The following is a 20,416-nucleotide window of genomic DNA, read 5'->3' as shown; positions in this document are numbered from 1 at the left end:
GATGGCGGTGGGTCAGCCAATATCAATCTTGAATGTGCCGACCTCATCGCTGGCAAGCCAGCTCCCACAGGTTTCAGAGGTGTTTCGGATATCTGCGCTTACTCGGTAATCTTCTCGAAATTCCGATAAAACATATCCCCTTCCCGGCTATCGGTCATCGAGTGCAGTTGGTAGCCGCGATTCAGTCGCGCACCACCGTCACGGGTCAGTGGGGCCCAGACCAGGTTGGCGCGGCGCATGGTCGACATGCTCATCATTTCGTCGAACGGGATCGACAGGTAGATGCCTTTGTCGAAACTACCTTCGCCATATTCCGCGCTGCCCGCCGTGGTGATCGTCGCCCACGCGCCAAAACGCACGCCATTGAAAAACTCGCGCGAGATGTCCAGCGTGCCGCCCCAGTCTCCGGCCAGATAACGCCCAACACTAACCGCCGCCAACGTATCGAACGGCAAATCGGTATACGCCGTGACATGCCCGGTCACCACCGAGTAATCACGCAAGGCAAAGCCTTGATCGAAATCACGCTGACGCACCCAGTTCAGATCCGCGCCCACCGACCAGCGCTCACCGGTCGGCCGGAACAACACCTCACCGCCGACACCGGCAAACATCGACTCCAGATAACCGCCATACACCATGCCGTACCAGTCTTTATCCAACTGCTCGGCATGGCTGACCTGGAACAACGGCATGGTCGTGTTGGACGTGGTCAGGTACTGACGCAAATCCGTGCGCACACGCGGCAAGCCGCTCGGCGCGTCGTAGGTGAATTTGTCGAAGTTGTTGGCCAGGTTGGCACTGAGCAAGCCGCTCCACCAGGTGTTGCGATTGAAGCGGTATTCGGCGTCGGCATCGGCGCTCAATTGATAGAGCAAGCCATCCGGACCACCAACGTTCTGCTTGAAGCCCAACCCCACGCCATAACTGAAATGCTGCGGCGCTTCGGTGTAGAGAGTTTTCTCGTTGTGCGGCATCGCCGGGTTGATCTCGGTGGTGCGGTGCAACGACTGCAAAGGCTCCTCGTTGTTGATCACTTCGCGGAAGGTCTGGCGCGGCACGCTGGTTTCTTCCAGCGGCAAGTCGTAGCGCTTGTTGACCACGGTGAACCAGTCGATGTCGTCGTTAACGCTGTTGTCGAGAATCCGGCTCGCCCGCCCGACAGCCTTGGACGAATGGAAGTAACGCTGCTGCTCGCCATACACAATCAGTTCGGAATCACGCTGGGCAATGCGCTCGACCTTGTAGCCGGCGTTCTGCTGCAAACGCTGCGAGACGTTGGCCCAGTTGACCTGATCCATCGCCGTGGTCGGTGCCTTCGCCGGCAGCGGTTCCGGGGTCGGATCGTAAGTCTTCGCCGGTGCCTTGCGGCTGACGAAATTGGTGTGGAAAGTCACGCCAAACATCGCCGTATTACCGCGCTCCCACGCCGCACTGACATCGACCGAATCAGTCACCTTGAACACTGCGCCAAGGTTGATCGGCGAGTCCTGTTTGATCTCGTTGTCCTTCGGCTCGTGCTTGTAGTCGTTGCCTTCAAATTCGAGTTTCAGGCTGAGGCGATCCCACGGCGTCTGATAGCTCACACCACCGAAGAACGACGGCCGGCCACGAAAGTACGAACCCGAGTTGACGTCACCAGTGCCTTCAAGGGCCGGTCGGGTATCGAAGCGATCGCTGACGTAGCCCAACGGGTTGTCGATATCGCCGCGATTACCCAGGTAACCCCAGGCGATCCCGGCGCTGAAATCGAAGTTGTCGTAGCGCTTGTTGGCAACGAAAAATTCACTGGAGAACAAACCCGTACCGCCGACGTCTCGGAAGCCCAGCGCCACATCGGGCAGCCAGTGGCTTTCCTGCCACAGCCGGACTTTGACGTCGACCGCCTTGTCCTTATAGCTTTGACTACCGCTGAGGGCCTCCGAGCCGTACGGCCGGTTGGTGATCGCGGTGTAGCGAAACGAGCCTTCGAGCCAGTCCAGCGGCTGCAACGACACGCTGTAGCGACTGTACGGATCGGTGCGGTTGGCGTTGACGCTCAACTCGCCGGCCGGGGCCATGCGCGCGGTCGGCGTCTGCAACAGACCGGTGCCACCGAAGTCATTCTGGGTAATGCGCGGCTCTGCATGAGCCAAACCACACGGCAATAACAACACAGCTGCAAAACGTAACTTCAACGAACCACCTCGGCCAGCTGCGTGGCAATAAATTCAGCCAACTGCTGATTCAGCTCAGGGATAGGCGGATCAAGATCATCATTTTTCAACGGCACCAGAATCTTGCTGCCGGCCACCGGAAACTGCCCGGACTCGCGATTCCAGTGGGCAATGCCGACGCGCCGCGACACGCCGTTGGGCTGGATCAACCACAGGTAATCGGCTTCGGCATCGGCCAGAATCGAGCAGTCTTGCAGATACTCACGGGCCTCCTGCAACGGCTGATACGGCAAGTGACACGGCTCGGCGACTGCGCCCAACACTTGCACTTCGTCGACGCGTTGCGGATAAACCAGACGATCGCCGTCATCGAGGCGAATGTTGCGCGCGAAGCCGACTTCCAGCGCCACCGGATCGAGATCGGCAATCTGCCGTCCGGTCACCGGCATCCGCCGCACTTCTTCGGCAATACGCTGCGCCAGCGCCGCCCGACTCGGCAGATCGAACAGCATCGACATGCGTTGCAGCACATCCAGGTCAAACAACACGCCGACCTTCAGCCGCGTTTGCTCCTCGATCAGCGACTGACGCAGCAACCCGCCCGCCAGCCAATAACCTTCGGCATTCGGCACGGCTTCGCTGATCACATCGAGCAAGCGCCCGCCGGCTGGTAACGCGACCGGCCCGGGATTGGCGACATCGCCCGACACCGTGACGGCCGCCTGACTCACACTCGCGACCAGCAACAAGCTCGCCGATAATATTTTCAGGCGCATCACGGCAGGTGCCTGCGATCAGGGGTCAGTTGCACAACCTTGACGCGTAACTGCGAGGTCAGTTGCTGCTCGCTCTGCAAAATGAAACCGTCACGCGGATCGACCCAGTAACGATTGGTCGCGCTCAGGCCGATGGCCGGGGCATCAATCTGCTCATCGACACGCAGCACGGTGTATTCCTTGTCGAGAATCTGCAGGGTCTGTTCCGAGCGACGGGAGAAGCGGCTGTTGACGATCACCCCGACTTCCTGGCCCTTGTAGAGGTCGATCCAGCGCCGCGTGGTGAAACCGTCGGCGACGTGATGCAGACCTTGTTTGAACGGCGAGTCATCGGCCAGCCGCGTGCCATCGAGATCGCCTTCCAGCCCCAGGCCGATGCTGCGCACGGCGAGGCCATTGCGCAGCAGCAGAACCTGTTTGCCCGAGGCGACCCAGAACTGCAGGTCTTCGCGCTCGCGCACCAGCGCCAGCACCCCGGAACCGGACGGCGTGGTCAGTTTCATTTGCGGATAATTGACCCCGGCCACTTCAGCCGCCGACACGTCGACCTCATCCGGGCCGACGACTGCCGCTTTAAGGTTATTCAACGAAGCGCTCATCAGCGGGTTACAGCCGCACAACAACGAGGCCGCCATCAGGCACAGGCCAACTTTCAAAATATTCAAAGTCGGCGACCTTATTTGCTGTTGTTACTGTATTCGCTCCAGTTCTTCGCAGCGGAAGCGCCAGTGCCGACAATCGATGCCGACGGCACCAGTTGGCTGATCAGACGGTTCCAGCGAGTCACGTTGGCAGGCCCGACATACACCACGTCCTGCGGGCGGACTTCGAAGTGCGAAGCGAGCGCCATGGCAGTCGGCGATTCAGCTTCCAACTGGTAGATCTTCGCCGGCTCGACATCGAGGTTTTCCACGCCACGAATGACGTACACCGCGTTGCCGTTGGAGGTGGTCTGGCTCAAGCCGCCGACCGAACCGAGCACATCGGTGAGGTTCATCGTCGCGGTCTTGAAACTCAACGCGCGCGGCTGGTTGACCTCGCCCATCACGTAGATGCGCTTGTTGTCGTTGTACGGCAGATACAGCTGATCGCCGCCCTTGAGGAAGACGTTCTGCAACTCGGAATCCTGCTGATTGAGCGAGTCGAGGTTGAGCGGATACGTGCGGCCGTTGCGGGTCAGCAACAGCCCAGACAAATCGGCATTGTTGGTATCGATGCCGGCGGAACCGAGGGCTTCGACCACGCTCAGCGGATTGGTCGAAATCGCTTGCGGGCCGGCCTTGGCCACCGCGCCAGTGACCACGACTTTCTGGCTGGCAAAACGCAACACCGCGACATCCACCTGCGGCTCGGCAATGAATGCCGACAGCCGCTGTTCAATGTCCGAGCGCAGTTGCTGGATGGTCCGGCCGGTGGCCTGGACTTCCTTGATGAACGGGTAATAGAGCGTGCCATCGGAGCGCACCAGACGGCCGTTGGCATCGATCTGTTGTTGCGCGCCGGACGGGGCCGTCAGCTCGGGGTGATCCCACACGGTGATGTACAGGACATCGTTGTTGCCGATGCGGTATTCGGCCGGGGTCGCCAACAACTCCGGCGGCAGCGACTCACGCTTTTGCGTGGCACGGTTCATGGCGATCAGCTTGGGCGTGATCGGAATCAGCTCGACCCGGCTGCTTTCGCTGGCGCCCTGGCGGGTGATGCTGCCGGTGCTGAGGTATTGACCGGGGGAAAACATGCAACCTTGCAAAGCGAGACTTGCCAACATTAAAAGATAAACACTACGAGTCATAATGGCACTACGCTATTCAAGGGCGAATCCAAAAACAAAGTCACCCGACTTGCGTCGGGCGACCTTGTACTGCACTAACAGAACTTCCTGTTAGTTATGCGTGCCGGTGGTACCGGTGGTACCCGTCGTACCGGTGGTACCGCCGTTGGCACTGCCACCGCTGTTAGACGCCGCTACAGCACTGGCAACCATTGCAGTACTGGCTGCGGGCGCTTGAGAAGCCGCCACGTTGCCACCTACATTGGTTACCGCTGTCAGCGGTGCTTCAGCGGCGGCAGCCCAGTTGCTCAACATCGTCAACAGGGCAACTGCCATCACTTTTTTCATATCAACTCCTTTCTAACATTCGACCTGTTAAAAAACCGGCCTGAGTTAGCGGTGGTGAGTTCAAGTCCGCAAAAAGCGCGAACATGATCCGTCGTTCTTTCACAGTCTTACCCAACTGATAAAAGTCGAACGGCAGGTTTATATCTACGGACTTGCAAAAGGCATTGCCAGTGTAATTTCCCGACGTTATCTAACAACCTGACTGAAAATAACATTGAGTTAAATGGCCATCATCCCAAGTAGCCTTTAGGATGGTTCGATTGCCAGCGCCAAGTGTCAGTGACCATATCCTGCAAGTTGCGCGTGGCTTTCCAGCCAAGTTCCTTCGCAGCCTTGGAGGCGTCGGCCCAACTCTCGGCGATATCCCCGGAACGGCGCGGCATCATCCGGTAAGGCACCGGTTGCCCGCAGGCCTGTTCAAACGCTTGGAGCACTTGCAGCACGCTGTAGCCATCGCCCGTGCCAAGGTTCCAGGTATGAATGCCGGTGCGTCCGGAGATCGACTGCAACGCCTTCAAGTGGCCGTCCGCCAGATCAACGACGTGGATGTAATCGCGCACGCCAGTACCGTCGACAGTCGGGTAATCGTTGCCGAAGATCGACAACTCTTGCAGGCTGCCGACCGCCACCTGACTGATGTACGGCACCAGATTATTCGGGATGCCGTTGGGGTCTTCGCCCATATGGCCGCTGGCGTGGGCGCCGATCGGGTTGAAGTAGCGCAGCAAAGCGATGCTCCAGCGCGGCTCGGCCAGGCTCAGGTCACGCAGCACGTTCTCGACGATCAGCTTGGACTGGCCGTAAGGATTGGTCGGATTACCAGTGGGGAAATCCTCGCGGATCGGCATCTGCTCAGGCTCGCCATACACCGTGGCCGACGAGCTGAACACCAGCCGAAACACCCCCGCTGCCGCCATCGCCTGGCACAGATTAATGCTGCCGCTGACGTTGGTCTCGTAGTACTCAAGCGGTTTGCGCACGCTTTCGCCGACCGCTTTCAGGCCGGCAAAATGCAGCACCGCGTCGATGTTGTGCTCACGGAAAATCCGGTCGAGCAGTGCCCGGTCACAGACATCGCCGCGGATCATCCAGGCACTCTTGCCGCAAATGCCCTCAACCGCGTGCAACGATGCTTCGCTGCTGTTACAAAGGTTATCCAGTACGACAACTTCATAACCTGCTTCAAGTAGAGCAAGTGTGGTGTGCGAGCCGATATAGCCGGCGCCACCCGTTACCAGAATCTTCATAGCGCGATCCGTCTTTGAATGAGTGACAAGTAGCGTGTCAAGCCTGATTCATTGAAGATGTGTCACAATCCACACAAACAAGGCGACAACAACCGAAAACAAAACTAGTTCAATGACTGGCAATAAATATTTTTGCAGGTCACACTGTATTGCCCGCTACTTATTAGCACTCCCTGTGCACTCATCACTATCAACAGATACCGACTAAAAATAACTAATAAGGCACTTACCGACATCTCATAACATTGTCGTGTTTTACCGTCACGAGCATTTGCCATTAATAACCTGACTCAGGTATTAAAGTAAGCCTTCAATCCAACATTGAAACTTGTACGCCCTTTATTAGTGCGCGCATCTGTCGCCTGTGTTCCATGACTGTCCAGGATACTTTTATGATTCGTAAATGTTTGTTCCCCGCTGCCGGCTACGGCACGCGTTTCTTGCCGGCCACCAAAGCCATGCCTAAAGAGATGCTGCCAATCGTCAACAAGCCGTTGATCGAATACGCCGTTGAAGAAGCACGGGACGCCGGCCTGCAACACATGGCCATCGTCACCGGTCGCGGCAAGCGTGCGCTGGAAGACCATTTCGACATCAGCTACGAACTCGAACACCAGATCCGCGGCACCGAGAAAGAGAAGTTCCTCGCCGGCACCCGTGAGCTGATCGACACCTGCACCTTCTCCTACACCCGTCAGGTGGAAATGAAGGGCCTGGGCCACGCGATTCTCAGCGGTCGTCCGCTGATCGGCGACGAACCCTTCGCCGTGGTGCTGGCCGATGACCTGTGCCTTAACCTCGAAGGTGACGGCGTACTCACGCAGATGATTGAGCTGTACAAGAAGTTCCGCTGCTCGATCGTCGCCATCCAGGAAGTCCCGGCCGACCAGACCCACAAGTACGGGGTGATCGCCGGCGAGCTGATGTCCGACGGCATCTACCGGGTCAACAACATGGTGGAAAAACCGGCCCCGCAAGACGCGCCGTCGAACCTGGCGATCATCGGCCGCTACATCCTCACACCGGACATTTTCGACCTGATCGCCGACACCCAACCGGGCAAGGGCGGCGAAATCCAGATCACCGACGCGCTGATGAAGCAAGCGCAGAACGGCTGCGTGCTGGCCTACAAGTTCAAAGGCCTGCGCTTTGACTGCGGTGACGCCGAGGGCTACTTGCAGGCGACCAATTTCTGCTACGAAAACGTCTATCTCAAGGGCCGCTGAGACGGCTCCCATCACTCAACGAGGCCACCATGAACATTGCACAACATTCCGTAGAGATTGAACGCGAGGTGGGTAACCTCGGGGTGATGAGCTGGCTGTCACGCCATCAGCCGTTGCCCAGCGCCAACGAGTCCTGGCTGGGCACGATTCTGCTGGTGGAGCGGATTGGCGTGTTTCCCGCGTCCGGGGATATCCGCCGGCCGATGCGCGATCCCTATCCGCTGCTCGCGCATTTGAAAAAGCTGTACGGCGAGCAGGCGCTGGAGATGGATGACCGTGATGGGCTGAAGGTGATCTTCAGCGACTGGCGCTTTCGCGTGCGGATTTGCTGTAACGACCCGGCGATCATCATCAACGTGGAAACCCGTTGTGATACACGGTTGATGCCACAGAAGATTGCGGAGTTGCTCGAGCAGGTCGACGCCTTAGAATAACTCCTCTCACCTGATCGTTCCCACGCTCTGCGTGGGAATGCATCCAGTGACGCTCTGCGTCACACAGCGAGGGGACGCGGAGCGTCCCGGGCGGCATTCCCACGCGGAGCGTGGGAACGATCACCGCTCTGAGGTTTGCGTGTTATTTCGGGGCGGCGTCGCAACGATCCTTGGCGCCCATGATCCAGCCATAAAAGTAATCGGCAATCACTTTCCCGCCTGTGGCCGGTACCGGATGAATCTTGTCCGGGCCAATCATCGCCGCCGCGTAGCGTTTGACGTCCGGCCCGAACGCGCATTGCAGGTTGGCGTACCCCAGATGCTGCTCCCGCGCCCACGGCTCAAGCACCTGCGCATACGCTGACATCGGGTAAGCACTGGAGCGCGTGGTGTCCTGACGCATGATCAGGTTGATGCTCGCCTGCGGTTGAATCTCACGCAGCATGCCCACCAGCCCCTGAACATTCTGCAAGTACTGCGCGGGTTTAACGCCGAAGCCCTGATCGTTGCCACCGAGCATGATCAGGTAAACATCAGCGGGGATCTTCGACACGGCAGCTTTCCACTGCACCTGCCATTGCGGATCCTTGTGATAGAAGTCCGCAGAAGCCGCGCCGGAGGCCGCCAGTTTCGAGACCCGCACGCCGTTCTGATCGTTGCTCATCCACAGGCCGAACAACGTCGGTGCGCCCTTCACCACTTCCAGTTTGAAGGACCAGTCTTTCGCTGCAGACAGGCCTGCCAATGGCACTTCCTGAACCCCCGCGCCTGTCAGCGTCATGGGCTGCCAATCTTCTGAAGGTGACCAGCGGTAACGGATCTCGGAGGATTCGCCAGTGCCCAGGTAAAGCAATTTCGCCTGAGTAACCGCCGTATCGATGCGCGGCGTCGGGTTGGCATCCACTTGCAGCCAAGCGCCGGGCCGGCCTGTTACCGTGCGACTGTCCGGGCTCGCCTGGCCCAGGTCTGAAACCTTCCAGTCGCCGCCAAAGTACTTGTCACTGCTGCGGGTGTATTTGAAATGCGTGCCGCCCAGCGCGGCACCGTGGTTGAAACCGACGTAACCGGGCCCGGCAAAACCGACCTCCCCGGCCACGCGTTGCACCAGTTTGTTCAGGTAGAAATCCTGCCCGGCAGTGTAGCTGTCACCGATTACCGAGACTGACAACACCTTGCCGGCCTTGCCTTCACGCCACTGCGCGAATCGCTCGCGGGCATCGCCCACCTGAACCACCGACTCTGCGACGTGTTGCGCATCATCTACTGCCACCATGCAAAATTTTCCTTCAGTCTGAAATGGCCCACTGGATGCTTGGGTGTACAGAGATCAACTGTAGGAGTGAGCCTGCTCGCGATTGCGGTCCATCCAATACAAATGCATTGACTGACACAACGCTATCGCGAGCAGGCGAAGGCCTACATTTATCGCGGTCACCCGCTAAATCTGTGTACACCGAGAAATCCTGTGGGAGCTGGCTTGCCAGCGATAGCGGTGGGTCAGGCAACAAATTTGTATCTGACCCGACCCTATCGCTGGCAAGCCAGCTCCCACAGGGATGGTGTGACTTACAGGGATGATTGGGTCTGCACCACCGGGGTGGCAGGCACCAAGGGTTTCTTCTTCGCCGCGCGCTCGCCAAGAAACAACACCGAAGTGAAATTGAACCGGCTGAAAACCATCGACAACACCACCGGCCCGAGCAAGCCACAACTCAAACCACCCAGCACCAGCAAGCTCTCATCCTTCACCCCCAACCGCCCCAGCACAAACCGCGACGTCGCCGCGAACAGCACATGAAACAGGAAGATCGCGTAGGAATAACCACCGAGCCAGGTCAGCGCCTTCGAGCGCATATCACTCGACAACAACGCGATGCACGACACACAGCCGACAGTCAGACCGATCAAACTGCGACGATCAACAATCAACTCGCGATCAATCGCCGCCACATACAACAGCGTCAACGAGATCAGTACAAACACCAGCGGCCCGATCACCTTGAAGCGCTGTTTCAGCGCGTCGACATTCTCCTGGCCAATCATCCCCGCGACAAAAAACGGCAGCAGATAAATCGCGCCGTTAATTCCGAACGCATCGAACTTGAACGGCGGCAGCAGAAACAACAGCGCCGCAAACGCAAACAGCCCATACAAGCGCGTCGCCGAACGCAACATCCCGCGCCACTCCAGCAGCCCGACGAACATGAAAATGATGAACACCGCCTGCAGGAACCAGAAGTGGTTGATCGGCACCCAGAACGACAACAACGCGTCGATCACCCCGACATCCTTGTTCACCCCCGGCCCCACCGCCTGCAACACCGAGAACGGCACACCGACACAAAACAGCGGCACGATCAAGCGGCGCACCTTGCCGCTGAAGAACGCGGAAAAGTCATTGCCGCGAATTTTGTAGATCGAATAGATGTACCCGGAAATAAACGTGAACAGCGGCATACGCACGTACACCATCGAATCGGCGATCACCCGGAACGGCGAGCCGATATCGATCTTCAGCCCGCCGCCCAGCGGTCCGATGACGTGATAGAGCACCAGCAACAGGCACGCCAGCCCGCGCAGGGTTTCAATCTCCAGGGACTTTTTCTTGCTCGACATAAAGCACCTGCCTCAATTCAGAATTCGTGATTCAACCTGCACCGGTTTGTTCGCCCGCAGCATCAAGCCAAGGCCCACGAACAACACCGGCACCACCATCGAGAAGTGCCGGGCGAAGGAGCCGAAGTCCGGCTCGAACAGGCCTTGCACCAGCAGAAACGCCAGCGGGATCGCGATCAGTTCCTTGGGTTTGGTCTGGATCGGCGCGCCTTTGTAATCAGTCGAGGTGATGACTTTGAACAGCAGCAACGCGGTCATGATCATCAGCGCCACGAAGATCACCTGCCCCGGCCCCGAGAGCAGAATCAGCTCCACCGGAAACGACAGTCGGAAGAAGATGATCATCGAGTCCAGCGCCTGCGAAACGAAGTCGCTGCCGCTGAGCCACGACACGATCAACGATTTCGAGCCCTCCTCGCCCGCTGTGCGCAACTCGTTGTTACTGGCGCGAATCGATGACACCGGAAAGCCCAGGGCGATCTGGATCGACATCGCCACAGCGAGGTAGAACAGGAACAACATCAGGAAGAAGGTCGTGCGCGACACGTACTTTTTCATCACGCAGACGCCGACCCACGACAGCGAAAACAGAATCCAGTAAGGCCGGATCAGCACGCCGTAGATCACTGCCGAGAGAAAAAACCCGCCGCGGTATTTGCGCGTCAGCGAGCTGAGCAGAATGCTCAACACCGCCACCGACACAATGATTTCCTTGGTCAGGTTCTCCAGGAAAAACGAGCGCACAATCCCCCACAGACACAGGGTGCCGAAGATCGCCAACGGCATGCGCCGAAACACCACCACCGGAATCGCCGTGAGGAAAAAATTACAGAACATGCCGTAGGCCCAGGCATTGGTCAGGTTGATCCCGGTGGGCCGCAGCAGGAACGCCGAACACTCGTAGGACGAGCGATCCGGCGAGAACGGGTTCCAGAAGTTGCAGTTGTCGGCACGCGCGTAGGACGACCACAAGGTCATCGCATCCGGACCCGGATCACGCGGGATCAGCAGCGGCATGGCCACTGACAGAAACAGCCCGGTGAAGAGGATCAGGAACGACACATACGAATCGAGTCGCTTGCCACGAAACTCGATGCACGGCAGCTTCAGGCCCATGACAATGCGGCCTTTTTCGCCTGGGTCGCACGGGTCAGCACAGCAATCACCACAAGCTGCACGATGATCGCGAAGACATTGCCCCACGCCGCGCCGTAAATCGAATAATGCTTGATCAGCAGATAGCTGACCGGCACTGACACCAGCAGGCAAATCGCCGCACTGGCCAGCGACACCCGACTGTTTTTCGAGGCAATCAAACCGCCCCAGACAATGTCGCCAATCGCCCGTAAGGCGAAGGAAAAAATCAGCACGCCAAGAATGCCGTTATCCGGGCGCGGCACGCTGGTAGCGACGTAATCGAGAACCACGTTGAAAAACACATAGATCGCCACCGCCACCGCCGCCGACACCACCAGCGAGCGCATGACCCACTTGTTGATGAACAGTTGCTTGACCGTGAACGGCTGTTGATCCGCCTGAAAACGCTTGGCCAACAGCGGAATCCCGACCACCGCCACCACCGCGTAAGACAATGCCTGCAAGGTGTTCGCCGCCGACCACGCGTACACGTATTGACCCAGTCTGGCGTACGGTTCGAGGTCGGCGATCAGAAACCGCTCGGCGTACTGACTCAAGGCGATCAACCCGGTGCCGAGGTAAAACGGTAGTCCCGCTTTCCACACGGTGGCGGTGGCCAGTGTCCCGGCTTCTCGGCCGTGATGAACGTTCACCACGATCAAGTATCCGGCGATGATCACCAGCACGTTGGCGGCGACCCACAGCCACAACACGCTGGCGATTCCCGAGACCCAACCGAGCATCATCCCGCCTACCGCCAACACCGCCCACAGGCCGGTCTTGATGAAAAACAGCAGCGCGCCGGCCGTGGCTTTCTGCGCGGAAAACACGAACGAGTTGATCTCGAACGACAGGTGCTCAGTGAGCAACACCAAGGTCACGCAGAGAATCAGCGTGGCGGTCGCTTCGACTGTCTGGAACAGCGAATAAATCAACACCGTTACCACTGACAGCACCAGCCCCACTGCCAGATACAGCAGCAGGACTTTGTCGACCACGCGGCGCGAACTGCCGCCGACGCTGATCAAGCGATTGATCTCGGAACTGAAACCGACGCTGTAGAACTTCGACGCAATCAGCGACGCCGCGACCACCACACCGTAAAAGCCCAGCGCCTCATAACCGAGGTAATGGGTGATCGCCAACACCAGCAAAAACTTCGCGCCTAACGCTCCGCCGCGAAGCAGCAGCCGAAATATCATCGAACGACACCCTTGATGATGTCGTCCATGGCCACGGTTTTCGCTTCGATTTCACGGCAGGTGTCGGTCAGGCGTTTGCCGAAATTCGACAGCGCATTCGGCGCGTAAACCGTGTCGATGATGGTGTCGACATTGATGTCGCCGCCGTTGATCACCCAATCCTCGACACCCATGTCCTGATAGGCGCCAAAGCCTTTGCGTTCATAGCTGATGTGGTACGCCGGCACGCCGGAGAGCAGCGATTCGATGGCGCCGTGCAAGCGCACGGAAATCACCAGATCCGGCTGATATTTGGCAATCGTCGCCTTCAACGACAGCAAATCTTCGCTGATGCCCAGCTCGCGATAGAACGCGCCGTCATCGTTACCGCGTACCGCGCTCTGTACGGCGCAAACCACTTTGCTTTTGTTCTTCAAACGCTGCAGCAGCAACTTCAGATTGGCCACGTAAGCGACTTTCTTTTCCTTGCTCCACTCCGGCGGCTTGCGCAGTACCACGCACACGGTGGCTGGCGAAGACGCGCAGCGGGTGAATTTTGCTTGCTGGAGGATTTTGCTCGCCAACGACTGCACGGCCAGATCCGGCGCGCGGTAGACGTTGGCGCAGGCATCGAAAATCGCCGAAGAGCGATTGTCGCGGACGAACACCGCATCAGCACTGGCGTAGTGCTCGACGATCTTGCTGCTCTCACCGTGGAACGGGCCAATGCTTTGCGGCAGGTACACCGACGGCACTTTGCTGAGGATCGCGGTTTCCAGTTGTTTGGCGTGGCCGAGTTTCAGCTTGATGTGTTCGAAAGCACTTTTCGAGCGCATGTAGCCGCCGCCGACACCGACGATCAGGTCGGTTTTCTTCAACAGATCCGCCAGCCCGGCGTAGGACTGATTAAGGAACACCGCTTGCTTGACCCGGCCCAAACCTTTGGCCGCCATCACCGGCGCGTCGAAACGCGGGTGCGGCAAGTAGCTGAAAGAGTCCGGATCGGAGGCCACGACACTGATCGCGGTGTCTTCACCAAAGTTGCGCTGCACCAGCGCGATGGCCAGATCGACGAGCAGACCGTCACCGGAGTTGGACGCACTGTAGCCATGCAAAATCGTTACGTTCATATGCTTGAGTTCTACTTAAAAAGTGGGAGCGCGATACAGGTCGTAGGTCTGGCGAATCATCAACGCGGCACTGAAACGCTCGCGGACGATGCTCCGACCTTGGTTGCCGAGGTCGAGCAGGCGCGGCTTCTGGATGATCGTCAGGACATCGGCCAGCGCCTGGTGATCACCGGACGGGAAGACATAACCGGAGACTTCATTGGTGACCAGTTCAGGCAGCGACGTGCAGTTGCTGGCGATCACCGGCAAGCCCATGGCCATGCCTTCCAGCGGCACCATGGCGAAACCTTCCCAGCGACTCGGCACAATCAGCGCATCGGCTTGCTGATACAGCGCCTGCACTTCGCTCGGCGTGACCCATGGCAGGTATTCAACAGAGTCCATCGGCGGGCACTCCACCGCGTCCTCGTTCACCGCGCTGCCGACCACGGTCAGCTTCAAGTCTTTGCGCTGCACATTGGCGAAGGCCTTGAGCAACACGTCGAAGCCTTTCTGGTAATCGAGACGACCGACAAAGAGCAGATGAATCGGCTCGGGACTCGCCGCTTTCGGCGCGTCATCCTTGCGGTGAATGCCGTTGTAGATCAGCGTCATGCGCTTGCGCTCGATGCCGAAGCGTGCGGCTTTGTCGAGTTCGTACTGACTGACGCAAATGATCACGTCGGTGACTTTCTGCAGTACTCGCTCGATCCACGCATAGACTTTCTGCTTGGTCGGCGAGCTTTCCATCAGGAACGAAAACGCGTGCGGGCAGTAGACGATTTTCGGCTTGCGCCACGGTCGCAGCAGCACACACACGCAACGACCGATCACCCCGGAAAAGGTGCTGTGCAAATGCACCACGTCGGGTTTTTCCTTGAGCATGACCTGGGTCAGGCGCCAGGCGAAACGCAGCAACGACGGTACATTGCGCCCGGTGCGCGGGAAGGTGCGGATCTGTTGCGCACCGATGCCGTGCAACTCTTTGGCCTGATCCTCCGGGACCAGATACACCAGCTCGTAGTTCGCCGCGTCGCCTTCCGGCGAAGCCGAAATCGTGCGGATAACGGTCGCGACGCCACCTTTGATCGTCTCTGCCACGTGCAGTATTTTTTTCACAAATCACCCACTTCAAACAGGAAAAAACAGTCGCTGACAGTCAGGATTTGTCGGACGCGTATTCGTAGTTGTAATAGCCGTAGCCGCCGTTGCCGTAGTAGCTGGCGGCGCGCTTCTCGACGCCGTTGAACACCGCGCCTTTGAGCTCGATGCCGTTCTGCGCGAAGCGGCGAATGGTCAGTTCGATCTCTTTGGCCGGGTTCACCCCGAAGCGCGTGACGATCAGGCTGATCCCGGCTTCACGGCCAACGATGGCCGCATCGGTCACCGCCAGCAGCGGCGGCGTATCGATGATCACCAGGTCGTAGCGCTCGCTCAGTTCCGCCAGCAGCTCGCGGAAGTTGGCGTGCATCAACAGTTCGGAAGGATTCGGTGGCACCTGACCACGACTGATGAAGTGCAGGTTGTCGACTTCGATTTTGTTGATCGCCTGATCGATACTGCAGCGCTTGACCAGCAGGTCGGACAAGCCGTTGGTGATCGGCGTGTTGAGGGTTTTGTGCAGGTGTCCTTTGCGCATGTCGGCATCGATCAGCACCACGCGCTGGCCGCTCAGGGCCATGACGGCGGCGAGGTTGGACGAGACGAAGGTCTTGCCGACCTGCGGGCTCGGCCCGGAAATCATGATGCGGTTGTTGGTCGAATCGAGCCCGGCGAAGTGCAGGCAGGTGCGCAGGCTGCGAATCGATTCGATCGACAGATCCGTCGGGTTACGCAGGGCCAGCAGGTACGCCGGTTTGTCGACACCGTCGCGGGCGCGGCCTTTTTTGTTGTCTTCTTCATCCTGCAAGGCGCTGTACGGAATCGACGCGTACACCGGCAAACCGAGTTGCTCGATGGCCTCAGGGCCTTCCAGACCACGGCTCAGGGATTTACGCAGCAGCACCAGCGCCACACCAACGAAGGCACCGAGGAAGGTGGCGATGATAACGATCAGAGCTTTTTTCGGTTTGACCGGACTGGTCAGGTCGACATCCGCCGCGTCGACCAGCCGCACGTTACCCACCGCGCCGGCACGGACGATGTCCAGCTCTTGGGATTTGTTCAGCAACTGCGTGTAGATCTGCGAGGCCACTTCGACATCGCGGGTCAGGTTGAGCAATTCCTGCTGTGTCGCGGGCAGATCGCCGACCTTGCCTTCCAGCGATTTCTGTTGCTGGGTCAGTTCGCCAATCTGGCTCATCAACGCGCGATAGGCCGGGTGCTGTTTGGTGAACTTGCGATCCATCTCCGCCTGCTGCATTTTCAGCTCGGAGATCCGCGTTTCCAGCGCTACCGACTGACCGAGCACCGATTGGGTTTCCAGCGAGATGTTCACGGTCTTGCCGTGGGTCTGGTAGGCGTTCAACGCATCGCTGGCCTTGGCCAGATCACGCTTGACCTGCGGCAACTGGCTTTGCAGGAAAGCCAGACTTTGCGCCGCTTCCGCCGAGGTGCGGCGCACGTTCTGATCGACGTACAGCGCAGCAATCTTGTTGAGGATCTTCACCGCTTCAGCGGCGTCGCTGCTGGCCAGCGCCAGTTTGATAATCCCCGATTCCTTGCCCTGCTCGGAGATGTCCAGCGCGTCCTGATAGCCTTGAATGGTCACGATTCGCGGGTTGCGCACCACCTCGAAACGCGTACCGGGATTCGCCAACAACTGCGTGATCTGCCCTTCTACGCCATCCTGCGCGAAGGCTTCGCCCGCCGTGCCTTCTACCAGCAGGTTGTCGTTGTCATCGAGCAACTGGAAGCGCTTTTGTTCGCCAGCAATCAGGGTGAGTTTCTTGCCCAGCAGTTCTTTCGGCAGATTGAGCCGGGCAAACTCCAGGCGTTCACCACCCCAGGCGTAGCTGGTCAAACCGAAACGCGGCGCAGCGACGCTGGTCTCAGTCTCGCCGCGATAACGCCGGGCGAGAAAGCCGCCAATCATCGGGAAGGTGTTGGGGGTGACATCGATATCCAGGCGCAAGTCGTCGACGGTTTTGCCGATCACCGCGCGGGATTTGATGATGCCGATTTCGGTCACCGACGGTGATTGCCCGCCGAGCATGCTATTGAGGTCGGAAAACCCGAGCATGTCGTTCTTTTTCGGCTCGACCTGCACCAGCGCATTCGCCAGGTACACGGGCGTGGCCAACACTGCATAGGCCACACCGGTGACCATAAAGGCGCCGGTGAGCGCGCCGATCAACCATTTCTGGTCGATCAAACTGCCGAATATGCCGAGAAGATCAATACTGTCTTGATCATTGTCGCGGGTGCCGATGACGGACGGTAACTGCATAAGTCTGTTCTTACCATTCATTGATCTGAAGAATATTTATCAACGCGCGAGGCGTTGCGCCCATGAGCTAACAGCATCTTCAATCAATGCATGGGCATGAATAAAAGCGGCCTTGCCTTGACGATACGGGTCTTGTATTTCGCGCTCGCTCTGCCACTTGCCGAGCAGAAACACTTTGCCTCTGGCGTGAGAGGCAATCTTCAGTACTTGATTAACATGCTGTTTTTCCATGACCAGAATCAGGTCTGATTCATTGACGATGTCGGCGGTCAGTTGCCGTGCCCTGAAGCCTTCGGCGCTATGCCCATGATCTTCCAGCACTTGCCGGGCGGAAGCTTCGACACCTTCGCCAACCCGCGCCGACAGGCCTGCGGAGGAGACGGTGATCGCTGAAGGGGCCAGCGCGTTACGCAGCATCAGTTCTGCCGTCGGACTACGGCATATATTGCCCACGCAAACGACAAGGATCTTTCTGAACAAGGTTTTACTTTCCTGTGTAATGTCAAACGGCCAACATCTCGAGAGCAATTGAATGAACCCTCAAGATCTTCCTGCACTCAGAAATAGATTCGCCCTGTTAGTACCGAAGTATTAAGTACCACAGCGTTTAAAAGCCCCCCAACCACAATTAGCGGACTAAAAATAACTGTGATTTTCGAGTGATTGTTTTCCGACAAAAAATAACATTCGTGCACTAAGTGCCATTACCTCACTCGAAAATTGTGAAACGAGATCATTTATTCGCAGTTGTCACTTCTCTTCGGGAGAACAGACATGAAATCAACACCTCTCAAAGAACTCGGCGCTTTGGCGTTAATGATGGCGGGGGCTACGACCCAGCTTCACGCCAGCGAGCTGTTTCCCAACCTTCCGGCCAAGAACATCGGCGTACAAGTAAAGATCCAGAACTTCACGGCCGCCGACGCCGCGCAGATCAAATCGGCTGGCTTCGGGTTTGTCCGCTTCGGTGTGTGGAGCGACAGCCTGACGGCCAAGGCTTATCAGAAACAGGTCAGCGACGCCTTTGCGGTGGCGCAATCGGCGAGCCTGCCGGTGTTACTGACGGTCCGCGCGATCAAGCCGTTGCCGGCCACATCGAGCGCAGAGCTGACCTCCGCCGGTGAAGGCTTCGGCAACGCCGTGACAGGGCTGCAACAGTCGTACGGCAAGCAACTGGTGGCGATCGAGCTATGGAATGAACCCGATCTGGAAACCTACTGGCCGACAGGCAAGTTCGACACGACGTTTGTGCCGTACATGAGCGGCGTGTGCAAGGCGTTGCAGGCGCAACCGCCATCGACACCGGTGATCGGCTACGGCTTCGCCCGCCCACCTAGCGCCGGCTCGGCTTCAACCGTGGCGCTGAACCGCATCGTCAGCGAATATCCCAAATGCCTGAGCGCGGTGTCCTATCACCCCTACGGCATGACCGCCACGCAGATCAGCAACGCGCAAAACTTCATTCAGCAAAACTTCCATCTGCCGGGGATCATCAGTGAATGGGGGATTTCGGCGCTCACCTCCAATGGCGGGCCTGAAGGACAAGCGAGCAAGATCAACGCGTTTATTGGCGATGTTAAAAAACTCAATATCCCGCTGACCTCCATCTACGAATGGAAGAACAGCGATTCCGGCAGTAACGATCGCGAGAAGAACTTCGGCCTGCTGACTTCTGACGGCCAGCCGAAACCGGCGCGCATGTCGGTCGAAGCCCTGTTGAACGCCGGGTAGTTCCTGAGCAACCGATCTGTACGCAGGTCGGTTGCTTTGAACCTGTTGGCCGTTTTGGCATCGTATTCATCGATACCGCGCCCCGCCTTTCAAACAATTGTTTTCAGGTTGTTGCCGCAGGGGCCATCGATACACGCACCTACCCTTGAGTGGCCGTCAGCGCTCGGGTAATGTCATCAGACCCATAGGACAGAGCACGCCCATGACTTCCAAGCTGGAACAACTCAAACAATTCACCACCGTGGTTGCCGACACCGGCGACTTCGAAGCGATCGCCCGAGTCAAACCGGTCGACGCCACCACCAACCCTTCCCTGCTGCTCAAAGCGGCGGCCATTCCGGCCTACGCCGAGCTGCTGAACGCCTGCGTCAGCGACTGCAAGGGCGATGTCGGCCTGGCCAGTGACCGTTTCGGCGTCGCGGTGGGTCAGGAAATTCTCAAAGTGATCCCGGGCCGTATTTCCACCGAAGTGGATGCGCGCCTGTCGTTCGACAAGGATGCCGTGCTGAAACGCGCACATCGCTTGATCGAGCTGTACGACAAGGCCGGTATCGGTCGTGATCGCGTACTGATCAAGATCGCCTCGACCTGGGAAGGCATCCGCGCCGCCGAAGTATTGGAAAAGGAAGGCATTCAGACCAACCTGACCCTGCTGTTCTCCTTCGCACAGGCTGCCGCGTGCGCCGACGCGGGTGTGTTCCTGATTTCGCCATTCGTGGGCCGCATCTACGACTGGTACAAGAAGGCCAATGGCAACGACTACACCGGCGCCGATGATCCGGGCGTGCAGTCGGTTACCCGCATCTACAATTACTACAAGTCCAATGACTACAAAACTGTGGTCATGGGCGCGAGCTTCCGTAACCTCAATCAGATCGAGCAACTGGCCGGCTGCGACCGCCTGACCATCAGCCCGGACCTGATCGACAAGCTGGCGGCCGATACCGGCAAGCTGGAGCGCAAACTGGCCCCAGGCAACGCCGGTGAAGCCCGTCTGAGCCTCAATGAAGCGCAGTTCCGCTGGTTGTCCAACGAAGACGCGATGGCCACCGAGAAACTGGCAGAGGGCATTCGTCAGTTTGCTCGCGACCAGGAGAAGCTTGAGGCGCTGTTGCAGGCCAAGCTGTGATTTGAGTGGGTGAAATGCAAAAAGGGCGAACCTTCACAGGTTCGCCCTTTTTTGTGTGCGCTGGATTACATCAGTGTTCTTGCGAGAGCTATCGCGAGCAGGCTCACTCCTACAGGGGATCTGTGGTTTGATCGCGATTGTGTGTCGAATGAAGAACCCTGTAGGAG

Annotated in this window: 18 protein-coding genes; 4 read left to right on the top strand and 14 right to left on the bottom strand. The window is 58.3% G+C overall.

The window, feature by feature from the left end; translation table 11 throughout:
• Positions 1-98: 98 nt before the first annotated feature.
• From PMI23_RS21815 to galE, 6 genes are all read right to left on the bottom strand, one after another.
• Positions 99-2,177 (bottom strand): YjbH domain-containing protein, encoded by a 2,079-nt coding sequence (locus tag PMI23_RS21815; RefSeq protein WP_007910557.1) that lies wholly within the window; start codon positions 2,175-2,177, stop codon positions 99-101.
• Complete coding sequence (locus PMI23_RS21810; RefSeq protein WP_007910555.1) at positions 2,174-2,932, bottom strand: capsule biosynthesis GfcC family protein; 759 nt, start codon at positions 2,930-2,932, stop codon at positions 2,174-2,176. The genes PMI23_RS21815 and PMI23_RS21810 overlap by 4 nt, the downstream gene beginning before the upstream one ends.
• A complete protein-coding gene (locus PMI23_RS21805) occupies positions 2,932-3,597 on the bottom strand; it encodes a YjbF family lipoprotein (RefSeq protein ID WP_007910554.1) in 666 nt (221 codons plus the stop codon). The genes PMI23_RS21810 and PMI23_RS21805 overlap by 1 nt, the downstream gene beginning before the upstream one ends.
• Positions 3,598-3,608: 11 nt before the next feature.
• Entirely contained in the window at positions 3,609-4,670 is a 1,062-nt protein-coding gene (locus PMI23_RS21800; RefSeq protein ID WP_042705001.1) for a polysaccharide biosynthesis/export family protein, read from the bottom strand.
• A gap of 144 nt (positions 4,671-4,814) precedes the next feature.
• Positions 4,815-5,051 (bottom strand): hypothetical protein, encoded by a 237-nt coding sequence (locus tag PMI23_RS21795; RefSeq protein ID WP_007910552.1) that lies wholly within the window; start codon positions 5,049-5,051, stop codon positions 4,815-4,817.
• Positions 5,052-5,281: 230 nt separating this feature from the next.
• The gene (galE, locus tag PMI23_RS21790; RefSeq protein ID WP_007910551.1) at positions 5,282-6,298 is read right to left on the bottom strand and encodes a UDP-glucose 4-epimerase GalE; all 1,017 of its coding nucleotides are present in this window, start codon (positions 6,296-6,298) and stop codon (positions 5,282-5,284) included.
• A 392-nt stretch (positions 6,299-6,690) separates the two neighbouring features.
• Here galE and galU point away from each other — a divergent pair, with 392 nt between their 5' ends.
• Positions 6,691-7,524: a UTP--glucose-1-phosphate uridylyltransferase GalU gene (galU, locus tag PMI23_RS21785; protein WP_007910549.1), complete on the top strand. Its 834-nt coding sequence runs from the start codon at positions 6,691-6,693 to the stop codon at positions 7,522-7,524.
• A gap of 29 nt (positions 7,525-7,553) precedes the next feature.
• Positions 7,554-7,958: a hypothetical protein gene (locus PMI23_RS21780; RefSeq protein ID WP_007910546.1), complete on the top strand. Its 405-nt coding sequence runs from the start codon at positions 7,554-7,556 to the stop codon at positions 7,956-7,958.
• Positions 7,959-8,100: 142 nt separating this feature from the next.
• Here the strand turns inward: PMI23_RS21780 and PMI23_RS21775 are convergent, their stop codons facing one another.
• The 8 genes from PMI23_RS21775 to PMI23_RS21740 all read right to left on the bottom strand — a co-directional run bounded on the left by PMI23_RS21775 (position 8,101) and on the right by PMI23_RS21740 (position 17,869).
• Entirely contained in the window at positions 8,101-9,231 is a 1,131-nt protein-coding gene (locus PMI23_RS21775) for an SGNH/GDSL hydrolase family protein (protein WP_007910544.1), read from the bottom strand.
• A 293-nt stretch (positions 9,232-9,524) separates the two neighbouring features.
• Positions 9,525-10,574, bottom strand: a complete 1,050-nt coding sequence (locus PMI23_RS21770; protein ID WP_007910542.1) for an acyltransferase family protein — start codon at positions 10,572-10,574, stop codon at positions 9,525-9,527.
• Between the two features lie 12 nt (positions 10,575-10,586).
• The gene (locus tag PMI23_RS21765; RefSeq protein ID WP_007910541.1) at positions 10,587-11,690 is read right to left on the bottom strand and encodes a hypothetical protein; all 1,104 of its coding nucleotides are present in this window, start codon (positions 11,688-11,690) and stop codon (positions 10,587-10,589) included.
• Positions 11,681-12,913 carry a polysaccharide biosynthesis C-terminal domain-containing protein gene (locus tag PMI23_RS21760; RefSeq protein ID WP_007910540.1) on the bottom strand — a complete coding sequence of 411 codons (1,233 nt, stop codon included), beginning with the start codon at positions 12,911-12,913 and terminating at the stop codon, positions 11,681-11,683. Before PMI23_RS21760 ends, PMI23_RS21765 begins: the two co-directional genes overlap by 10 nt.
• Positions 12,910-14,022 (bottom strand): polysaccharide pyruvyl transferase family protein, encoded by a 1,113-nt coding sequence (locus PMI23_RS21755; RefSeq protein ID WP_007910538.1) that lies wholly within the window; start codon positions 14,020-14,022, stop codon positions 12,910-12,912. Before PMI23_RS21755 ends, PMI23_RS21760 begins: the two co-directional genes overlap by 4 nt.
• A 15-nt stretch (positions 14,023-14,037) precedes the next feature.
• Positions 14,038-15,120 carry a glycosyltransferase family 4 protein gene (locus PMI23_RS21750; protein WP_007910536.1) on the bottom strand — a complete coding sequence of 361 codons (1,083 nt, stop codon included), beginning with the start codon at positions 15,118-15,120 and terminating at the stop codon, positions 14,038-14,040.
• Positions 15,121-15,160: 40 nt separating this feature from the next.
• Positions 15,161-17,389, bottom strand: coding sequence for a polysaccharide biosynthesis tyrosine autokinase (locus tag PMI23_RS21745; protein ID WP_007910534.1), 2,229 nt, complete (start codon positions 17,387-17,389; stop codon positions 15,161-15,163).
• Positions 17,390-17,428: 39 nt separating this feature from the next.
• Positions 17,429-17,869 carry a low molecular weight protein-tyrosine-phosphatase gene (locus tag PMI23_RS21740; protein ID WP_007910532.1) on the bottom strand — a complete coding sequence of 147 codons (441 nt, stop codon included), beginning with the start codon at positions 17,867-17,869 and terminating at the stop codon, positions 17,429-17,431.
• Between the two features lie 294 nt (positions 17,870-18,163).
• On the opposite strand from PMI23_RS21740, the gene PMI23_RS21735 reads away from it, so the two are divergent.
• Together PMI23_RS21735 and tal are read left to right on the top strand one after the other, a co-directional pair.
• A complete protein-coding gene (locus PMI23_RS21735) occupies positions 18,164-19,120 on the top strand; it encodes a hypothetical protein (protein WP_007910530.1) in 957 nt (318 codons plus the stop codon).
• A gap of 202 nt (positions 19,121-19,322) precedes the next feature.
• The gene (tal, locus tag PMI23_RS21730) at positions 19,323-20,249 is read left to right on the top strand and encodes a transaldolase (RefSeq protein ID WP_007910528.1); all 927 of its coding nucleotides are present in this window, start codon (positions 19,323-19,325) and stop codon (positions 20,247-20,249) included.
• The last annotated feature ends 167 nt before the right edge of the window (positions 20,250-20,416 follow it).

The organism is Pseudomonas sp. GM24 (assembly GCF_000282235.1).
GTDB lineage: Bacteria > Pseudomonadota > Gammaproteobacteria > Pseudomonadales > Pseudomonadaceae > Aquipseudomonas.
This window is presented reverse-complemented; position numbering and strand designations above follow the sequence as displayed.